Annotated in this window: 14 protein-coding genes and 3 rRNA genes; all 17 read left to right on the forward strand. The window is 35.3% G+C overall.

Going from position 1 to position 20,174, the window contains the following annotated elements; translation table 11 throughout:
• The first annotated feature begins 40 nt into the window (after positions 1 to 40).
• Positions 41 to 613 carry a DNA-3-methyladenine glycosylase I gene (locus C4N20_RS06380; protein WP_005978631.1) on the forward strand — a complete coding sequence of 191 codons (573 nt, stop codon included), beginning with the start codon at positions 41 to 43 and terminating at the stop codon, positions 611 to 613.
• 642 nt (positions 614 to 1,255) lie between these two features.
• Complete coding sequence (locus C4N20_RS16785; protein ID WP_005978635.1) at positions 1,256 to 1,387, forward strand: hypothetical protein; 132 nt, start codon at positions 1,256 to 1,258, stop codon at positions 1,385 to 1,387.
• Between the two features lie 109 nt (positions 1,388 to 1,496).
• The gene (locus C4N20_RS06385; protein ID WP_005978637.1) at positions 1,497 to 2,879 is read left to right on the forward strand and encodes an aminopeptidase; all 1,383 of its coding nucleotides are present in this window, start codon (positions 1,497 to 1,499) and stop codon (positions 2,877 to 2,879) included.
• A 9-nt stretch (positions 2,880 to 2,888) separates the two neighbouring features.
• Positions 2,889 to 3,389 (forward strand): GNAT family N-acetyltransferase, encoded by a 501-nt coding sequence (locus tag C4N20_RS06390; protein ID WP_005978639.1) that lies wholly within the window; start codon positions 2,889 to 2,891, stop codon positions 3,387 to 3,389.
• 143 nt (positions 3,390 to 3,532) lie between these two features.
• Positions 3,533 to 4,906 (forward strand): alkaline phosphatase, encoded by a 1,374-nt coding sequence (locus tag C4N20_RS06395; protein WP_005978641.1) that lies wholly within the window; start codon positions 3,533 to 3,535, stop codon positions 4,904 to 4,906.
• An 18-nt stretch (positions 4,907 to 4,924) separates the two neighbouring features.
• A complete protein-coding gene (locus C4N20_RS06400) occupies positions 4,925 to 6,073 on the forward strand; it encodes a YibE/F family protein (RefSeq protein ID WP_005978643.1) in 1,149 nt (382 codons plus the stop codon).
• A gap of 568 nt (positions 6,074 to 6,641) precedes the next feature.
• A 16S ribosomal RNA gene (locus C4N20_RS06410) occupies positions 6,642 to 8,149 on the forward strand.
• Between the two features lie 173 nt (positions 8,150 to 8,322).
• Positions 8,323 to 11,233: ribosomal RNA gene (locus C4N20_RS06415) — 23S ribosomal RNA — on the forward strand.
• 70 nt (positions 11,234 to 11,303) lie between these two features.
• Positions 11,304 to 11,420: ribosomal RNA gene (rrf, locus tag C4N20_RS06420) — 5S ribosomal RNA — on the forward strand.
• Together the 16S, 23S and 5S rRNA genes form the textbook arrangement of a ribosomal RNA operon.
• A 145-nt stretch (positions 11,421 to 11,565) precedes the next feature.
• The gene (gene gmhB / locus C4N20_RS06425; RefSeq protein ID WP_040490927.1) at positions 11,566 to 12,114 is read left to right on the forward strand and encodes a D-glycero-beta-D-manno-heptose 1,7-bisphosphate 7-phosphatase; all 549 of its coding nucleotides are present in this window, start codon (positions 11,566 to 11,568) and stop codon (positions 12,112 to 12,114) included.
• Between the two features lie 72 nt (positions 12,115 to 12,186).
• Positions 12,187 to 13,473, forward strand: coding sequence for a UDP-N-acetylmuramoyl-tripeptide--D-alanyl-D-alanine ligase (locus C4N20_RS06430; protein WP_040490928.1), 1,287 nt, complete (start codon positions 12,187 to 12,189; stop codon positions 13,471 to 13,473).
• Between the two features lie 48 nt (positions 13,474 to 13,521).
• Positions 13,522 to 14,610, forward strand: coding sequence for a phospho-N-acetylmuramoyl-pentapeptide-transferase (gene mraY, locus C4N20_RS06435; protein ID WP_005982353.1), 1,089 nt, complete (start codon positions 13,522 to 13,524; stop codon positions 14,608 to 14,610).
• Between the two features lie 69 nt (positions 14,611 to 14,679).
• Positions 14,680 to 15,987 carry a UDP-N-acetylmuramoyl-L-alanine--D-glutamate ligase gene (murD, locus tag C4N20_RS06440; RefSeq protein ID WP_005982355.1) on the forward strand — a complete coding sequence of 436 codons (1,308 nt, stop codon included), beginning with the start codon at positions 14,680 to 14,682 and terminating at the stop codon, positions 15,985 to 15,987.
• Positions 15,984 to 17,060, forward strand: a complete 1,077-nt coding sequence (gene murG / locus C4N20_RS06445; RefSeq protein WP_005982357.1) for an undecaprenyldiphospho-muramoylpentapeptide beta-N-acetylglucosaminyltransferase — start codon at positions 15,984 to 15,986, stop codon at positions 17,058 to 17,060. The genes murD and murG overlap by 4 nt, the downstream gene beginning before the upstream one ends.
• A 3-nt stretch (positions 17,061 to 17,063) precedes the next feature.
• Positions 17,064 to 18,419: a UDP-N-acetylmuramate--L-alanine ligase gene (murC, locus tag C4N20_RS06450; protein WP_005982359.1), complete on the forward strand. Its 1,356-nt coding sequence runs from the start codon at positions 17,064 to 17,066 to the stop codon at positions 18,417 to 18,419.
• A complete protein-coding gene (gene murB / locus C4N20_RS06455; protein ID WP_005982361.1) occupies positions 18,419 to 19,270 on the forward strand; it encodes a UDP-N-acetylmuramate dehydrogenase in 852 nt (283 codons plus the stop codon). The genes murC and murB overlap by 1 nt, the downstream gene beginning before the upstream one ends.
• A gap of 11 nt (positions 19,271 to 19,281) precedes the next feature.
• A complete protein-coding gene (locus C4N20_RS06460; protein ID WP_005982363.1) occupies positions 19,282 to 20,148 on the forward strand; it encodes a D-alanine--D-alanine ligase in 867 nt (288 codons plus the stop codon).
• Positions 20,149 to 20,174: the final 26 nt, after the last annotated feature.

Raw genomic sequence — 20,174 nt, forward strand, 5'->3', positions numbered from 1 at the left:
TAATAAATTAAAAGCTGAAAACATAGGGGGTTGTACTGCAATGAAAGAGATCAGAAGATGTGAGTGGGCAAAAGGGGAACTGGATATAAAATACCATGATGAAGAGTGGGGAAAACCAGAATTTAATGATGAAAAACTTTTTGAGATATTTATTCTGGAAACTATGCAGGCAGGTTTGAGCTGGAGTACTATCTTGAAAAAAAGAGAAAATATGAGAAAAGCTTTTGATAAATTTAACTATAAAGTAATTGCTGAATATGATGATAAAAAGAAAAAATCTCTTTTGGAAAATGAGGGGATAATTCGTAACAGACTAAAAATAGACGCTTTGATTTCTAATGCTAAGGCTTTTATGAAGATACAGGAAGAGTATGGAAGTTTCAGTAAATATATATGGGAATTTACTGATAATAAGCCAATAGTAAATAAATGGGAAAATATTTCTGAGGTTCCAGCTAAGACAGAAATATCTGATAAGATGAGCAAGGAATTGAAGAAAAAAGGATTTAAATTTGCAGGGTCAACTATCTGCTATGCCTTTATGCAGGCCACTGGAATGGTAAATGATCATATGGTCTGGTGTGAAGAGTATAAGGAATCAAAAGCCAAATAGAGCAACACCACTTAAATTGTATAAAAATTAACATAATAAGTACTTGTCAAAATTTAAAAAGAGATATATAATAACCTTCTATGTCATATTTGAATTTAAAAAATTTATATAAATATTTAATCTGATACAGGAGGAAAAATGCATAACAAAAGTAAAGAAGTTCTAGCAACAGAACAAATGATAAATGAAGATATGCTGGAGCAGCTGACATTATGGGCAGATGCAGAGATGGCAAAATAGAATGAAGAAAACAGCAAGGAAAGAGGAAGTGTAGAAAACTATAACTTTCTCTTTTTTATTTTTTAGATAAAAAGCTTAAAGAGTAACTAACGAATTAAAAAGGAAGTATACTTTAGAAAAAAATTATGTTATGATATTTAATATCAATATTAATTTATTATGAAAATATTTGTTTTTTATTTTAAAGTACACTTAATATTAAAATACATAATAGTAACTGAAAAGTTTTTAAATATATTAATTTGTTATGAATATATTATGAATAGAATAATAACTAAAAGTTTTAAAATAATTTGTGTACTTTATTAAAAAATAGTGTTATTATAAATACATAATAACATCAATATTAATTTGTTATGATTAAATTTTTAGAGATGGAATATAATTTTGGGAGGAAAAACAATGAAGACTAGATTAGCAGAAAAGAGAATAGTAGAAGAAAGAGAGTATAGCTTAAAAGTACAAGTCCTATTAGGAATAGGGTTATCTGTAAAAATAAATGCTATATTTAAAGGATGTATAATTAAATATTAATAAAAGTGGTTTCTTTTTTATAGATAGTTATCTCTTCCCTATTTAGAAAAGCTCTAATATATGGTATACTGTAGGAGTAAGATAACATCTAAAAAGGAGGACGGTAGAAGTGAATTACAAAAAAGAAAATGGATGGAATTGTATCGACAGCAGAGAGGCAGTATTTGATTTCTCTGAGGGATATAAGAAATTTCTGGATGGAGCAAAAACTGAAAGAGAATTCGTAACTGAAGGAATAAAACTTGTTGAGAAAAATGGATTTGTAAATGCTGAAAAAAAAGATAAATTAACAGTTGGAGATAAAGTATATTATGTAAATAGAGGTAAAAATCTCGTTCTTGCTGTTATAGGTAAAGAAGATATAGAAAATGGAATAAATTATGTAGTATCTCATGTAGATTCTCCAAGACTGGACTTAAAAGGAAATCCTCTATATGAAGATCTTGATCTTGCATATATGAAAACTCACTACTATGGAGGAATAAAGAAATATCAATGGGCTTCTCTTCCGTTAGCTTTACACGGAGTAGTAGTATTAGCTTCAGGAGAAAAAGTTGAAATAACTATTGGAGAAAAGGATGAAGATCCTGTATTTACTATTCCCGATATATTACCTCATCTTTCTGCTAAAATACAGGGAGATAGAAAAACTGGAGAGGTAATAAAAGGGGAAGAACTTCAAATAATAGTTGGAAGTATTCCATCTTCTATAGAAGATAAAGATGTAAAAGAAAAAATAAAATATACAGTTCTTGAAATATTAAACAGAGATTATGGAATGATAGAAGAAGACTTTATTTCTGCTGAATTGGAATTAGTTCCAGCTGGAAGATGCAGAGATTTAGGATTTGATAGATCAATGATAGGTGGATATGGACAGGACGACAGAATATGTGGTTATACTTCTATGATGGCTATAATAGATCTTAAAGAAATTCCAGAGAGAACAGCAGTATGTTTCCTAGCTGATAAAGAAGAAATAGGTTCTACAGGAAGTACAGGGCTTAAATCAGACTATATCAACTATGTTACAGGAGATATGATATATAAGCTAAAAGGAAACTTTAATGAAATGATGCTGAGAAAAACATTGTGGAATTCAAATGCAATGTCATCAGATGTAAATGCAGGGATAGACCCTATATTCAGAAGTGTACATGATGCACAGAATGCTGCTAAAATAGGATATGGAGTAGTAGTTACAAAATATACTGGAGCAAGAGGGAAAAGTGGAACTAATGACGCTGATGCAGAATATGTAGGGAAGATAAGAAAAATGCTTAATGATGCTAAAGTTAACTGGCAGATAGGAGAGCTTGGAAAAGTAGATGAAGGTGGAGGAGGAACAGTTGCTATGTACCTTGCTCATTTAGGTATCAATACCATTGATATAGGGCCAGCTCTGCTAGCTATGCACTCACCTTTTGAAGTTTCATCTAAACTAGATGTATATGAAACTTACAGAGCCTACAAAGTATTTTTTAGAAACTAAGGTGATAAAGTGGAATATGGAGAAGTAAGTTTTAGAAAAGGTGTAAGAGATGATGTGGAAACTGTTGTAGAGCTGCTGAGAGAAAGATGCAGATGGATGGACAGAAAAGGTATACAGCAGTGGAACAATGAAGGGTATCTGAGTTTCTATAATCAGAATTATTTTTCCAGCAAAGCAGATAATGGAGAATTGTATGTAGCTGAAATAGGAGAAAAAATAGTTGGAATGTTTGTTCTTCTAGAGAAAGACAAGAGATGGGATGATGATATTTCAGCTTACTATCTTCATAATTTTACTACTGATCCAGAGATAAGAGGGCTTGGAGGAATAATACTTAAATATTGTGAGGAAAAAGCTATTCAAGATGGAAAAGAAAGATTCCGTTTAGATTGCAGTGTGAAAAGCAAAGAATTAAATGATTACTATGCAAGTAAAGGTTTTGTTTTTGCTGGAATATGTGATGAAAGCCCTTATTATATAGGGAACAAAAGAGAGAAAAAATTAAGTTAAAATAATTTTTAAATATAATTGGTGGGAGGCTGATAAGTCCCCCACTTTTTTACATTTATTTTACAAAAAAGAAAAACTCCTTTAACATTCTGAGGTTAGAATACCTTTGAAAACAAGAATAAAATATCAAGGAGGAAATGATAATGAATAGAAAAAAAATGGTTTTGGCAGGTATGCTTCTTATGGCAGCTACAAGTTTTGCACAGGCAAAATATATATTCTACTTTATAGGTGATGGTATGGGAGCTGCTCAAAGACAGATTACAGAAGAGTACAAAAAAGGAGTAATGAAAGAGGATGGAAAACTTCTTATGAACTCACTTCCATTTTCAGCAATAACTACTACTTATTCAGCAGATACTCTTATTACAGACTCAGCAGCAGCAGGAACAGCACTGGCTACAGGACATAAAACAAACAATGGATACATAGCAAAGGATACAAAGGGAAATGATTTGAAGACTCTGCTTGAAATGGCTCAGGAAGAGGGAAGAGCAACAGGACTGGTAACAACAACAAGAATCACTCATGCTACACCAGCAGTGTTTGCTTCTCATAATATAGATAGAGATGATGAAAATGGAATAGCATCAGATTATGTAAAAAGCAATGTTGATTACTTTGCAGGTGGAGGATACAGACATTTTACTTCTAAAGATGGAGAACTTGCAAGCAAAAGAAAAGATGATAGAAATCTTGTAAAAGAATTCCAAGATAAAGGATACAAAACATTTGTAGGACAAAACTCAGCAAAAGATTTTAAAAAGTGGGTTCCTAAAGATGGAGAAAAGGCATTTGCAGCCTTTGAAGCTTCTCATATGCCTTACGAAATAGATAGAAAATCTGACAGTCCAAGTCTTAGTGTGATGACTGAAAAAGGTATAGAGTTATTGAAAAAAGATAAGGATGGATTCTTCATGATGGTAGAAGGAGGAAGAATCGACCACGCTTCTCATGCTAATGATGTTATGGGAACTATCTATGACACCATAGCCTTTGATGATGCTCTTAAAACAGCCTACAAATTCTATAAAGAAAATCCAAATGATACTTTGATAGTAGTAGCAGCAGACCATGAAACTGGAGGTATGGGGCTTGGATTTGGAGCAAACTATTTTCTGAAACTTGATGAGCTTAAAAATGTAAAAGTTTCTGTTGAAGATGTTCTGCAAAAAGCTTATACAGGTGACAGAGATAAATTCTTTGAATATATTGGAAAAAATATGGGACTTGTAAAACTTACAGCAGATGAAAAAGATAAAATAGTTAAAGCTATGGATCTTCAAGATAAAAATAAGAATGCAAGTGAACTATATGGAGGATACAGTCCAGTAGCTATTGCAGTGACTCATATAGTTTCTGAAAGATCAGGAATGCAATGGACATCTTATGCACATACAGCTGTACAAGTACCTTTAGCAGCAATTGGAAAAGATTCTCAAAAATTCATTGGATTTAAAGACAACACAGAGGTGGCGAAACTTATTGGGAAAAGCATGGGAAAAGAGATAAAATAACCTCAGGGGGATAAAAAGGTGAAGAAAATAGGAATAGGAGTAGTAATGACATTCCTTGCCCTTCTAGTTTTCAGTGGGAAGCTGGAGGGGTATTTCTTTAAAAAAGAAAATATAGGAAGAGTTCTTACAGTTGATAACAGTGATGCAATAGTTCAGGGAATATCTAAAGTAGGGTGTCAGCATCTTACTGTGGAGGTCCTTACTGGAAAATTTAAGGGGAAAATATTAGAGGTAAATAATCTTTTGAGCGGAAGTATGGAGTATGATGAATTTTATACAGAAAAAGATAAAGTTCTTATGGCAGTTATGGAAAATGATGAAAAAATAGATGGGAAAGTATTATCTCTTTTAAGAATAGAGAAAATAGCTGCACTAGGCCTTATATTTGTTGCTCTTCTTGTTGCTTATGCAGGGAAAGTAGGCTTGAAATCTCTTCTTTCTTTTGCAGGAAGTATTGTAATAATCTGGGAATATCTTATACCTGCTTTAAGAAAAGGCGAAAATATATTTGCTGTAACAGTATCTGCTCTTGTTCTCTTGTCAGCTTTAATAATATTTTTAGTAGCTGGGTTTACTAAAAAGGGTTTCAGTGCTTTTCTTGGAACTATGTCAGGACTTTTTGTCACTGCTGCTCTTACATTTCTTTTTGGAGATACCTTCAGAATAGATGGAATGAACCAGCCTCTTGCTCAAAGTGTAGTATTTTCTAGTTTTATGAGTATAAATATTCTCGATATTTTCTATGCAGCAATAGTAATAGGGGCAAGTGGGGCAGCTATGGATATAGCCATGGATATGACAGCAACTATTGAAGAACTGAAACTTCACAATCCAGATATTTCCAGAAAATCTTTGATAAAATCAGGATTCAATGTTGGAAGATCAGTTATAGGAACTATGACAACTACTCTTTTACTTGCATATTCAGGAGGCTTTCTTACTTTGATGATACTATTTATGGAGAGGAATACAACTATACTTCAAATATTGAATATGAAAATGGTAACCTCTGAAGTTATTAAAATAATAATAGGAAGCATAGGACTTGTGGTAGTTGCTCCAATTACTACTTACATAGCTTCGTTCATTTACTCTGCAAAAGAAAAGAGTTCAGAAAAGAAGATTTTTAATATAGGAATGTTTTGTAAAAAACAACAAGAGTTTTAGCTTTTATCTCAATTTAAAATATTATTAAAAGAATTTTCTAAGCTTTTATATTAAATTTAGATTTTAAAATACTACATAGGTGACTAATAGGTGAAAATATTTCTTGGAGATTACAACAGTTTTGCTTTTATATCTAAATTAATCACAGCAGATAAAATTACTGATTGTTTAATCATAGGAAATTCAATTTATCTTTTTAGTTGCCTATTTTTTATTTTTTTTATAATTTTTGTAAAATTTTTAAAATATTTTTCAGATAATTTTTCAACATTTAAGATAAAAACAAAATGAAAATAAATATTTTTTCAAACTCTATCCTATTGAGAGCCTAATAAAATAAAGGGTTCTTTAAAAGAATAAAAAATATTTGAAAATAATTGAAAAAAAGTTGTTGACGGGAATTAGTATTTGTGATATTATAATCAATGTGCCGCAGGAAAGCGGAACAAAACATGAAACAAATTAAATAAAGAAAATAAGGACATTAACAACAGAATAGAGAGAGATGAAAAAATCAACAAACAATAAATAGGTGTAAACAATCAGTTATATAACTGAGTAAATAGATTGAACGAAGAGTTTGATCCTGGCTCAGGATGAACGCTGACAGAATGCTTAACACATGCAAGTCTACTTGATCCTTCGGGTGAAGGTGGCGGACGGGTGAGTAACGCGTAAAGAACTTGCCTTACAGACTGGGACAACATTTGGAAACGAATGCTAATACCGGATATTATGATTGGGTCGCATGATCTGGTTATGAAAGCTATATGCGCTGTGAGAGAGCTTTGCGTCCCATTAGTTAGTTGGTGAGGTAACGGCTCACCAAGACGATGATGGGTAGCCGGCCTGAGAGGGTGAACGGCCACAAGGGGACTGAGACACGGCCCTTACTCCTACGGGAGGCAGCAGTGGGGAATATTGGACAATGGACCAAAAGTCTGATCCAGCAATTCTGTGTGCACGATGAAGTTTTTCGGAATGTAAAGTGCTTTCAGTTGGGAAGAAGTCAGTGACGGTACCAACAGAAGAAGCGACGGCTAAATACGTGCCAGCAGCCGCGGTAATACGTATGTCGCAAGCGTTATCCGGATTTATTGGGCGTAAAGCGCGTCTAGGCGGCTTAGTAAGTCTGATGTGAAAATGCGGGGCTCAACCCCGTATTGCGTTGGAAACTGCTAAACTAGAGTACTGGAGAGGTAGGCGGAACTACAAGTGTAGAGGTGAAATTCGTAGATATTTGTAGGAATGCCGATGGGGAAGCCAGCCTACTGGACAGATACTGACGCTAAAGCGCGAAAGCGTGGGTAGCAAACAGGATTAGATACCCTGGTAGTCCACGCCGTAAACGATGATTACTAGGTGTTGGGGGTCGAACCTCAGCGCCCAAGCTAACGCGATAAGTAATCCGCCTGGGGAGTACGTACGCAAGTATGAAACTCAAAGGAATTGACGGGGACCCGCACAAGCGGTGGAGCATGTGGTTTAATTCGACGCAACGCGAGGAACCTTACCAGCGTTTGACATCCCAAGAAGTTAACAGAGATGTTTTCGTGCCTCTTCGGAGGAACTTGGTGACAGGTGGTGCATGGCTGTCGTCAGCTCGTGTCGTGAGATGTTGGGTTAAGTCCCGCAACGAGCGCAACCCCTTTCGTATGTTACCATCATTAAGTTGGGGACTCATGCGAGACTGCCTGCGATGAGCAGGAGGAAGGTGGGGATGACGTCAAGTCATCATGCCCCTTATACGCTGGGCTACACACGTGCTACAATGGGTAGTACAGAGAGCTGCAAACCTGCGAGGGTAAGCTAATCTCATAAAACTATTCTTAGTTCGGATTGTACTCTGCAACTCGAGTACATGAAGTTGGAATCGCTAGTAATCGCAAATCAGCTATGTTGCGGTGAATACGTTCTCGGGTCTTGTACACACCGCCCGTCACACCACGAGAGTTGGTTGCACCTGAAGTAACAGGCCTAACCGTAAGGAGGGATGTTCCGAGGGTGTGATTAGCGATTGGGGTGAAGTCGTAACAAGGTATCCGTACGGGAACGTGCGGATGGATCACCTCCTTTCTAAGGAGATCATTTCTCTTTCTCTATTCTATTGATAATGTTCTTACAGCGTATTAAGCGCTGGATAACTTATCAAATGGACATTGGAAACTATATAGTAGATTAAATACAATTTTAACTCTTGTTTATATAAACAGAGTTAGCTGTCAATCAAATTAAACAAAAACAAAATAGGTTAAAATAATTAAGGGCACACAGGGAATGCCTAGGTAGTAAGAGCCGATGAAGGACGTGGTAAGCTGCGATAAGCTTGGGTTAGCTGCAAACGAGCGCCAACCCCAAGATTTCCGAATGGAGCAATCTGCTAAGATGGAGTCTTAGCACGAAAGAGGGTACCGAGTGAACTGAAACATCTAAGTAACTCGAGGAAAAGAAAGTAAAAACGATTCCCCAAGTAGCGGCGAGCGAACGGGGATGAGCCTAAACCATATAAGTGTCAAGGATACAGCCGTTGCTTATATGGGGTTGTGGGAAGAACGTTTGAAGAACTGTAAGATATTCAACATATCTAATGACCGAACTGGAACTAGTTGGAAAGCTAGATCGTAGAAGGTGATAATCCTGTACAGGTAAACTCATTAGAATGTATGTTCTCTCCCAAGTAACATGGAACACGAGGAATTCTGTGTGAATCTGCGAGGACCATATCTCGTAAGGCTAAATACTCTTACTAACCGATAGCGTATAGTACCGTGAGGGAAAGGTGAAAAGAACCCCGGGAGGGGAGTGAAATAGAACCTGAAACTGTGTGCTTACAAGCGGTCAGAGCTCTTCGGAGTGATGGCGTGCCTTTTGGAGAATGATCCTGCGAGTTACGTTCAGTGGCGAGGTTAAGTATAACGGAGCCGAAGGGAAACCGAGTCTGAACAGGGCGACATAGTCGCTGGGCGTAGACGCGAAACCTGGTGATCTAAGCCTGTCCAGGGTGAAGCTGTGGTAAGACACAGTGGAGGCCCGAACTCACCGCCGTTGAAAAGTTGGGAGATGAGGTAGGTTTAGGGGTGAAAAGCCAATCGAACTAGGAGATAGCTCGTTCTCTCCGAAATGCATTTAGGTGCAGCCTTGAGTGTTTAATTATGGGGGTAGAGCACTGAATGAACTAGGGGGCATATTGCTTACTGAATTCAATCAAACTCCGAATACCATAATTCAAAGCTCAGGAGTGAGACTATGGGAATTAACTTCCATTGTCAAAAGGGAAACAACCCAGACCACCAGCTAAGGTCCCTAATTATAACTAAGTGGGAAAGGAGGTGGAGATTCACAAACAACCAGGAGGTTGGCTTAGAAGCAGCCATACCTTTAAAGAGTGCGTAATAGCTCACTGGTCGAGAGTCTCTGCGCCGACAATGTAACGGGGCTAAGTTATAAACCGAAGCTGTGGAATTGCGTAAGCAATTGGTAGGAGAGCGTTCTGTAGGCCGTTGAAGGAGAAGCGTAAGCAACTCTGGAGGTATCAGAAGTGAGAATGCAGGAATAAGTAGCGAGAAAGGGGGCGAGAATCCCCCTCGCCGGAAGACCAAGGTTTTCAGGGTAAAGCTTGTCTTCCCTGAGTAAGCCGGGACCTAAGCCGAGGCTAAAATGCGTAGGCGAATGGAAAACAGATTAATATTTCTGTGCCAGTTATATTTTGTGATGGAGGGACGCAGAAGGGTATGTGCGCGGGAGAACGGAAGTTCCCGTAAAAGCATGTAGAGTGGTCTAGTAGGAAAATCCGCTAGATTAGACTTGAGGTGTGATATATAGTCGTAAGATGAATGCACAAATCCCACGCTGCCGAGAAAAGCTTCTAACGTTAAGGTATAACTGCCCGTACCCGAAACCGACACAGGTGGTCAGGATGAGAAATCTAAGGCGGACAGGCTAACTCTCGTTAAGGAACTCTGCAAAATTGCCCCGTAACTTTGGGAGAAGGGGTGCCCCTGGATGTTAACAGCTACGCGCTGTAAAGCATTTGGGGGTCGCAGTGAAGAGGCTCAAGCAACTGTTTAACAAAAACACAGGTCTATGCTAAGCTGTAAGGCGATGTATATGGGCTGACACCTGCCCAGTGCCGGAAGGTTAAGAGGAGGAGTGAGAGCTCCGAATTGAAGCCCCGGTGAACGGCGGCCGTAACTATAACGGTCCTAAGGTAGCGAAATTCCTTGTCGGGTAAGTTCCGACCTGCACGAATGGTGTAATGATTTGAGCGCTGTCTTGACGGGAGGCCTGGTGAAATTGTACTACCGGTGAAGATACCGGTTACCTACAGTAGGACGGAAAGACCCCATGGAGCTTTACTGTAGCTTGGTATTGGGTTTTGGCATTGCATGTATAGGATAGTTGGGAAACTATGAAGATATGGCGCTAGCTGTATTGGAGTTGTCGGTGGAATACCAACCATTCAATGTCGAAATTCTAATCTGTGGTTTGTAGCCACGGAAACAGTGCTAGGTGGGCAGTTTGACTGGGGCGGTCGCCTCCGAAAGAGTAACGGAGGCGTTCAAAGGTTCTCTCAGGTTGGATGGAAATCAACCGCAGAGTGCAATGGCATAAGAGAGCTTAACTGCGAGACTGACGGGTCGAGCAGGTGCGAAAGCAGGACATAGTGATCCGGCGATTCCGAATGGAAGGGTCGTCGCTCAACGGATAAAAGCTACCCTGGGGATAACAGGCTGATTTTGCCCGAGAGTCCATATCGACGGCAAAGTTTGGCACCTCGATGTCGGCTCATCGCATCCTGGGGCTGGAGAAGGTCCCAAGGGTTGGGCTGTTCGCCCATTAAAGCGGTACGTGAGCTGGGTTCAGAACGTCGTGAGACAGTTCGGTCCCTATCCACTGTAGGCGTTAGAATATTGAGAAGATCTGTCCTTAGTACGAGAGGACCGGGATGGACAAACCTCTGATGTACCAGTTGTCACGCCAGTGGCACAGCTGGGTAGTCACGTTTGGAACGGATAACCGCTGAAAGCATCTAAGCGGGAAACCAGCTTCAAGATAAGTATTCTTTAAGACTCCTTCGAGACTAGAAGGTTGATAGGTTGGGGGTGTAAGAGCTGCGAGGCTTTTAGCTGACCAATACTAATAAGTCAAAGTTTTAACCTAAAGATTGAAAGCGCGAAAGCGTATGCTACTATATAGTTTCAAGTGTCTATTAGAAATAATACACACACAGCTTGGTAAGAATAGCTGCGGGGGTACACCTGGTCCCATTCCGAACCCAGAAGTTAAGCCCGTAAACGCTGAAAGTACTTGGAGGGAAGCCTCCCGGGAGGATAAGAACTTGCCAAGCTTTTTTTTATTTTTTGAAAAAAATTATGTACAAACATTAAAATATAAGGTATATTTTAAGTGGTTGTTTTTTTACTGAAAGAGAGAATAATATATTCAGAAAATCTGCCAAAAAATATAAAAAAATGAAATAAAGGATGTTATAAATGAAAAAAGCAATTTTACTGGATAGAGATGGAACTATAAATGTAGAAAAAGATTATCTTCATAGGATAGAAGACTTTGAATTTGAAAAAAATGTGGTGGAGGCTCTAAAGATATTTTCTTCTCTTGGATATACAATGGCAGTTGTAACTAATCAGTCTGGTATAGCAAGGGGATATTATACAGAAGAGGATCTTCAAAAATTAAATGAACATATAAAAAAAGAACTGGAAAAAAATGGAGTAATAATAGAAAAATTCTACTACTGCCCTCATCATCCAGAAAAAGGTGTAGGAAAATACAAAACTGATTGTATATGCAGAAAGCCAAATACTGGAATGCTGGATGCTGCAATAAAAGAGTTTGATATAGATACAGCAGTGTCTTTTATGGTAGGAGATACTCTTGCAGATATAGATGCAGGACAAAAAGCTGGTCTTACTCCTATTCTAGTAAAAACAGGTCATGGTATGGAGACATTGGAAAAACTTGGAGATAGAAAAATAGATATTTTTACTTCTCTTTATGATTTTGCATTGAGCTTGAAATAATTGTGAAAATCCTTGTATACAAAAGTTTTTAATGATAAAATAAAGGTATTTAAAAGGAAAAGGAATGATAAAATGAAAATACTTTTTAATATTCTGGATAAAATATTTGGAATAAAGAGTGTAGTTGAAAAAAATGAAATAGGTCATGTAGTTATGGACAGCAGAAAAGTCCAAAAAGGGGATCTGTTTTTTGCTATAAATAATGGGAACAGCTATATAGATGATGTACTTGAAAAAGGTGCAGCCTTAGTAATAGCTGATAATTACAAAGGAAATGATAAAAGAGTAATTAAAGTAGAGGATACTATAAAGTGTATGCAGGAGCTTGCTAAAAAATACAGACATACTCTTGATGTAAAAGTTATTGCTATAACTGGAAGCAATGGGAAAACTACTACAAAAGATATGATATATTCTGTATTGTCCCAAAAATATGTAACTGCTAAAACTATGGGAAATCTTAATAATCATATAGGAGTCCCATTTACAATTCTGCAATTAGATGAAAAATGTGAAGCAGCAGTTCTTGAATTAGGAATGAGCGGCTTTGGAGAGATAGACTTATTATCTAGTATAGTTGAACCTGATATTGGGGTTATAACTAATATAGGAGACTCTCACTTGGAGTTCCTGAAAACTAGAGAAAATGTTTTTAAAGCAAAAACTGAATTAGTAAAATATGTTTCAGCAGAAAATTTAATTGTATTTGGAGATGATCCATTTCTTAAAGATCTTAATGGAATAAAAGTAGGTTATGAAAATAATAATAACTATCAAATTAAAAATTTTACTGACAGTGATGAGGGGCTGTCTTTTGAGATGGAAGAGAAAAAATATACTGTATCTCTAAATGGAAAACATAACTGTATAAATACAGCTATGGCAATAGTAATAGGAAAGAAAATGGGAGTATCTTATGAAGAAATAAGTAATGGATTGAAAAATCTTGAGCTTACTCCAATGAGATTTCAAAAAATAGAGAAAGAAAATATTATTTATATAAATGATGCATATAATGCCAGCCCGATATCGGTAAGCTTCTCTCTTGAAACTTTTGATAAACTGTATAATGATGCCTTAAAAATAACAGTTTTGGGAGATATGTTGGAACTTGGAGAAAAAGAGATAGAATATCATGAAAATATTATAGAAAAAGCTTTAATTATCCATACTGATAAGATATACTTATATGGAGAGAGAATGGCAAAAGCTTTAAAAGTTATACAGGGAAACAAAGAAAAAATAACTCATTTCACAAATAAAGAAGATATAAAAAATATTCTTGAGAAAGAACATGGAAAAACTGCTGTTCTTTTAAAAGGGTCTCGTGGAATGAAACTTGAAGAGATAATAAGATAATTGAAAATATAAAATCAGAAAAAATATTGTGAGGAGATTAATAATAGAATGTTATATATAATAGGGGAGTACTTTGAGAGCCTTGCTTTCTTGAAGTCTATGTATTTAAGAGGATTCATAAGTTTTACACTATCTTTTGTTTTAGTTTTGATCTTAGGAAAACCATTCATAAACTATCTTAAAGTTAAAAAATTTGGGGAAAAAATCAGAGATGATGGTCCTGCTTCACACCTTTCTAAAAAAGGAACGCCTACAATGGGTGGAGTTCTTATAGTTGTAGTAATGCTGGTAACAAATCTCCTTGTATCAGATATTTCCAATGTTTTTATAGATGTACTTCTTGTTGCTATGATGGGATTTGCCTCTATAGGATTTATTGATGATTATAAAAAATTTACTGTCAATAAAAAGGGCCTTTCTGGAAAGAAAAAACTTTTAGGTCAGGCTTTGATAGCTATTTTAGTATGGCTTTTTGTAACTCACATAGGTTTGACAGGGGACAGGGCATTTGATCTCTCTATAATAAATCCTCTAGTTTCTGGAAGTATGTTTTACATAGGAAGTATAGGTATGCTGATTTTCATTCTTATAATTCTTATGGGAACATCTAATGCAGTAAATATAACAGATGGACTAGATGGACTGGCTATAATGCCAATGATAATATGTTCTACTATCCTTGGAGCAATTTCTTACTTCACAGGAAATGTAAATATGAGTGAACACTTGAAACTTTTCTATATACCAGGTTCAGGAGAGATGTCTGTATTCCTTGCTACTATATGTGGATCAGGACTTGGATTTCTATGGTATAACTTCTATCCAGCCCAGATATTTATGGGAGATACTGGTTCTCTTACTCTAGGTGGAGTATTGGGAGTAGTTGCTATTCTTTTGAAGCAGGAACTAATTCTTCCAATAATTGGAGGCGTATTTGTAATGGAAGCTCTTTCAGTTATACTTCAAGTAGGATCTTTCAAGCTGAGAGGAAAAAGAATATTCAAGATGGCACCTATTCATCATCACTTTGAACTCAGTGGTCTAGCTGAAACAAAGGTGACAATGAGATTCTGGATAACTACTTTAATATTCGGAATGGTAGCACTTGGAATAATAAGATTAAGAGGAATTCTCTAATAAAAGAACCACGGAACCCCCGTGGTTTTCCGTCTATATAGGAAACAGGAAAAAAGGAAGGGATATGTTATGAAAAAAGCAATGGTCTTCGGAGCTGGTGTAAGCGGTCTTGGAGCTGAACATCTGCTAAAAAATATGGGATATGAAGTAATATTAGTTGATGATAAAAAGGGAATATCTTCTAAAGAAGGAATGGAACATCTGAATGAAATAGAGGTTTTTGTAAAAAGTCCAGGAGTGCCATACAATGAACTTGTAATGAAAGCTAAAGAAAAAAAAATAAAATTGATAGATGAAATTGAATTAAGTTATGAATATATGGTACAATATGGAATAAAAAGTAAAATAATAGCTGTGACAGGGACAAATGGAAAGACTACTACTACCTCTAAAATCACAGAATTGCTTCAATATGCTGGATATAAAGCTGAGTATGCAGGAAATATAGGTGTTTCCTATGCAGAACTGCTTTTAAAATATCAAGATCTGGACTATATTGTTTTAGAGTTAAGTTCATATCAACTTGAAAATCTTCTTGATTTTAAACCTTGGATAACTATGGTTATAAATCTTACTCCTGACCATCTTTCTAGATATAAGGATATAGATGATTATTATAAAACAAAATTCAATATTGGTAAAAATCAAACTGAGGATGATTATTTTATCTTTAATCTTGATTCTAAAGAAGTGGTAGAAAGAGAAGCGCTTGTATTGGGTAAAAAGATAAAAATATCTCAGAATATCAGTGAAAAATGTGATTTCTGGGCGGAAAATGGAAAGCTCTATGGAAAAGATGGAGAGATATTGGAATGCTCTAAACTTTCATTAAAAGGAAAACATAATCTTGAAAATGTGCTTTTTATTACAGCGACAGCTGAAATAGTAGGAATATCAAATGAGAAGATAAGAGAGTTTCTATACAATACAGAAACTATTGAACATAGAATGGAAGACTTTTTTGATTATGGAAAAGTAAAATTCATAAATGATTCTAAGGGAACAAATATTGATTCAACAAAATTTGCAGTGGAGGCTTTTGATCAGTGCATTCTTATTTGCGGAGGATTTGACAAAAAGCTTGACTGGGTTCCTCTGGCAGACCTGATAAAGATTCATGCAAAAGAGACATATCTCATAGGTGAAACTGCTGAAGATATTAACAGGATACTTTTAGAAAAAGGTTATGACAGCAGCAAGATATTTCTTCTTAGAGATTTAAGAAGCTGTTTATTAAATATGAAGGAAAGATTTAACCCAGAAGAACATCAAGTGGTACTTCTTTCCCCAGCAACTTCCAGCTTTGATCAGTTTAAAAGTTATGAACACAGAGGGGAAGTATTCAAGGAATTAGTAAGAGAAATCTTTGGTAGGTGAGAAATTTGAAAAAAATTATTTTAACGACTGGAGGAACAGGAGGGCATATTTATCCTGCTCTAGCTGTAGCAGAAGGTCTTAAATTAAAAAATATAGATGTCCTTTTTGTAGGAACAAGTATTAGAATGGAAAAAGAAATAGTTCCAGAAGCAGGATTTAGATTTATTGGTCTGGATATAAAACCTCCTAAAAATATAAAAAGTATATTTAAATATTTAAAAGGAGTATGGCAGGGGATAAAGATAGTTGCAAAGGAAAAACCTGATGCAATAATAGGGTTTGGAAACTATATTTCTGTTCCTGCTATAATTGGAGGAATACTTCTTAGAAAAAAAGTTTATCTTCAAGAGCAGAATGCTAATTTGGGATGGACAAATAAAGTATTATATAAATTTGCTGAAAAAACATTTCTTGCATTTGATAAAACATACGATGATATACCTTTAAAATATCAAAAGAGATTTGATGTAACTGGAAATCCTTTAAGAGAAGAAATCAATTATGTAAATGAAAATGAAGAAAGAGAAAGACTAAAACTGGAAGAGGATGAAAAAGTAATCCTTATAACTGGAGGAAGTCTGGGAGCAAAAGATATAAATGATGCAGTAATAAAAAGCTGGGACAAGTTTCTTGAAGATAAAAAACTGAGAGTTTATTGGGCGACTGGAGAGAACAACTTTGAAGATATCACTAAAAGAATAGTGAAAACTAAGATGTCTGATACAGTAAAACCATATTTTAATAACATGATAAATATTATGGCTGCTGCTGACCTGATAATATGTCGTGCAGGGGCTTTGACGATTTCTGAAATAATAGAACTAGAGAAACCATCAATTATTATTCCATATAATTCTTTAAAAGTTGGACAATATGACAATGCAAAGATATTAGAAGAAAATAATTCTGCTCTTGTATATACCAATACAGAGGCAGACACTGCAATTGAAAAGGCTCTTGAGTTAGTAAAAAATGAGGAAGCATTGAAGTCTATGAGAGTAAGGATAAGATCCTTAAAAAAATCCAACGCTGTAGAAAAAATTATAAATGATTTAGATATTTGGAGGAATTAATTGATGAAAAAGATTTACTTTATTGGTATAAATGGTATAGGAATGAGCGGTCTTGCTAAAATAATGAAAACAAAAGGTTATGAAGTAAATGGGGCTGACTTAAACAGAGGATATGTTACAGAAGAATTAGAAAATATGGGAATAACTGTCTACAATACTCATGAAGGAGAACATGTTAAAGGGTGTGACATGGTGATAGCTTCAAGTGCCATAAAACATGATAATCCTGAGTATAAATATGCAGTGGATAATGGAATAAAAATAGTAAAAAGAGGAGAGCTTTTAGCTATGCTTCTAAATGATGAAACTGGAATAGCAGTAGCAGGAACACATGGAAAAACTACTACAAGCTCTATGATGTCATCAGTTATGCTTGACCTTGATCCTACTATTGTAGTAGGAGGAATACTTCCAGAGATAGGTTCAAATGCAAAGCCTGGAAAGTCAGAGTATTTTGTAGCTGAAGCTGATGAAAGTGACAATTCTTTTCTATTTATGAAGCCATCATATGCTGTGATAACCAATGTAGAGGAAGATCATCTAGATACTCATGGATGTCTTGAAAATATAAACAAATCTTTTTCTCAATTTATTGATCAAACTAAAAATGAAGTAGTTGTGTGTATAGACTGTGAAAATCTAAAAAAATTAATTGAAAAGAAAGAAAAAGAAAAAATAGTAACATACAGTATAAGGGATAGAGAAGCAGATATATTTGCTTATGATATTCAGATAGAAAATGGGAAAACAAGTTATAACATAGCAATAAGAGGTAAGAATGCAGGAAGATATACAATATCTATTCCTGGATATCATAATATTCTTAACTCTCTGCCAGTTATTTATTATGCTAAAAAATTCGGAGTAAATGAAGAATTTTTGAAAAAAGCTTTAGAAAACTTCAAAGGTTCAAAAAGAAGATATGATATTCTTTACTGCAATGAAGATAAAGGAATAAAAATAATAGATGACTATGCACATCATCCAACAGAAATCAAAGCAACTCTACAAGGAGCGAAATCTATAGAACATGAAAAACTTACTATAATATTTCAGCCTCATCGTTACAGCAGAGTTAAGTTCCTTCTTCAAAATTTTAAAGATGCATTTGATGGAGCTGAAGAGGTACTTCTTCTTCCTATATATAGTGCTGGAGAAAAAGATGAATTTGGAGTAACTGTAGAGGATCTTGGAAATATATTAAAAAATGAGAAAGTAGTAATTGAAAAAAACAGTGAAAAAATAGATGAAAGAATATTAAACTGCCAAGGGCATGAAGTGTTTATGTTTATGGGAGCAGGAGATATCTCTAAAGTAGCTCACAGGATAGCTGATAAATTAGAAGGGAAAAACAGATAATGAAGATACTTGAAAATCATGAAATGAAGCTGCATTCTAATATGAAAGTAGGAGGAACAGCTAAAAAATTTATAACTGTAGAAGATAAAAATGAACTTAAGGAGATATTTGAAAAAAATAGTAATATTTTCCTCATAGGAAATGGGACAAATACCCTGATAGATGAAGGAAATTTAGATATGACCTTTGTTTCTCTGAAAGAATTTGATAATGTAAGAGAATTGGAAAGAGGTCTGGTAGAAGTAGAAGCTGGATTGGATTTTAATAAGCTTATTGCTTATATGAACAAAAATAATTACAGTGGACTTGAAAATCTTGCTGGAATCCCTGGAAGTGTAGGGGGACTTGTCTACATGAATGGAGGAGCTTATGGAAGTGAAATATTTGACTGCATAAGTGAGATAGAGATATTTGATGAAAATCATGAGATAAGAAGAATAAAAAAAGAGGATTTAGATTTTTCATATAGAAGAACTGAGATACAAAGTAAAAAATGGATAATAATAAGTGCTGTATTTAAGTTCAAAGATGGATTTGATCTTCAAAAAGTTGTAGAAATACAGACTATGAGAGAAAGTAAGCAGCCTCTTGATCTTCCTAACCTTGGAAGTACTTTCAAAAACCCAGCAGGAGATTTTTCAGCAAGACTTATATCAGAGGCAGGACTGAAAGGAACTGTTATAGGAGGAGCTCAAATATCAGAAAAACATCCTAACTTTATAGTTAATAGAGGTACTGCTACATTCAAGGATATTTCTGAAATATTAAAACTTGTGAAAAAGACTATAAGTGAAAAATATGGAATAAACCTTGAAGAAGAAATAATAATAATTAAAAATTCGGATAAATAGGGGGAATAATTTTGAAGATAGCAGTATTTATGGGAGGAATATCTTCTGAAAGAGAAGTGTCTCTCAATAGTGGAAAAGCAATTTTAGAAAGCCTTTTAAAGCAGGGCTATGATGCATATGGAATTGATGTTACAAAAGAAAATCTGGTTTCAGCCTTCATTGATAATGAATATGATTTTGCATATCTTGCATTTCATGGAGGATTTGGAGAGGATGGAAGAGTACAGGGACTTCTTGATATGCTTGGAAAGCCATACACTGGTTCAGGAGCAGAGGCAAGCGGAATAGCTATGGATAAAGTTATTACTAAAAAACTTGCTGAAAGTGCAGGAGTGAGAGTTGCAAAAAATTATGACAAAGTATCTGATATAGATTCGTATCCTGTTGTAATTAAACCAGCTCTTGAGGGTTCAAGTGTAGGAATATTCTTCTGCCATAATAGAGAAGAAGCAGAAAAAGCAGCAGGAGAACTTGTTGGGAAAAAAATAGTCATAGAAGAGATGATAACTGGAGATGAACTTACAGTTGGAGTAATCAATGGAGAAGGAATTGGAGTACTTAGAATAATTCCCAAAAATGAATTTTATGATTATGAATCAAAGTATGCTGAAGGTGGATCGGTACATGAATACCCTGCTAAAATAGATAAAAAAGCATATGATGAAGCACTTGAAAATGCTGTGAAAGTACATAATGTACTTGGACTTGCAGGAATATCAAGAAGCGATTTCATTCTTAAAGATGATAAAGTATATTTCCTTGAAGTAAATACGCTTCCTGGAATGACAAAAACAAGTCTTATTCCAGATCTAGCAACTTTAAAAGGATATACATATGATGATGTTGTAAGAATAATGGTGGAAACATTTAAAAGATAGATCAAATCTAAAAGTGAGGAGATTTT

It is taken from the genome of Fusobacterium ulcerans, assembly GCF_003019675.1.
GTDB classification, from domain to species: Bacteria; Fusobacteriota; Fusobacteriia; order Fusobacteriales; family Fusobacteriaceae; genus Fusobacterium_A; species Fusobacterium_A ulcerans.

Bases quoted from the DNA above. Each gene is read 5' to 3' on its own strand.
- C4N20_RS06380 (WP_005978631.1), top strand. From the start codon at position 41: ATGAAAGAGATCAGAAGATGTGAGTGGGCAAAAGGGGAACTGGATATA.
- C4N20_RS16785 (WP_005978635.1), top strand. From the start codon at position 1,256: ATGAAGACTAGATTAGCAGAAAAGAGAATAGTAGAAGAAAGAGAGTAT.
- C4N20_RS06395 (WP_005978641.1), top strand. From the start codon at position 3,533: ATGAATAGAAAAAAAATGGTTTTGGCAGGTATGCTTCTTATGGCAGCT.
- gmhB (WP_040490927.1), top strand. From the start codon at position 11,566: ATGAAAAAAGCAATTTTACTGGATAGAGATGGAACTATAAATGTAGAA.
- C4N20_RS06430 (WP_040490928.1), top strand. From the start codon at position 12,187: ATGAAAATACTTTTTAATATTCTGGATAAAATATTTGGAATAAAGAGT.
- mraY (WP_005982353.1), top strand. From the start codon at position 13,522: ATGTTATATATAATAGGGGAGTACTTTGAGAGCCTTGCTTTCTTGAAG.
- murD (WP_005982355.1), top strand. From the start codon at position 14,680: ATGAAAAAAGCAATGGTCTTCGGAGCTGGTGTAAGCGGTCTTGGAGCT.
- murC (WP_005982359.1), top strand. From the start codon at position 17,064: ATGAAAAAGATTTACTTTATTGGTATAAATGGTATAGGAATGAGCGGT.
- murB (WP_005982361.1), top strand. From the start codon at position 18,419: ATGAAGATACTTGAAAATCATGAAATGAAGCTGCATTCTAATATGAAA.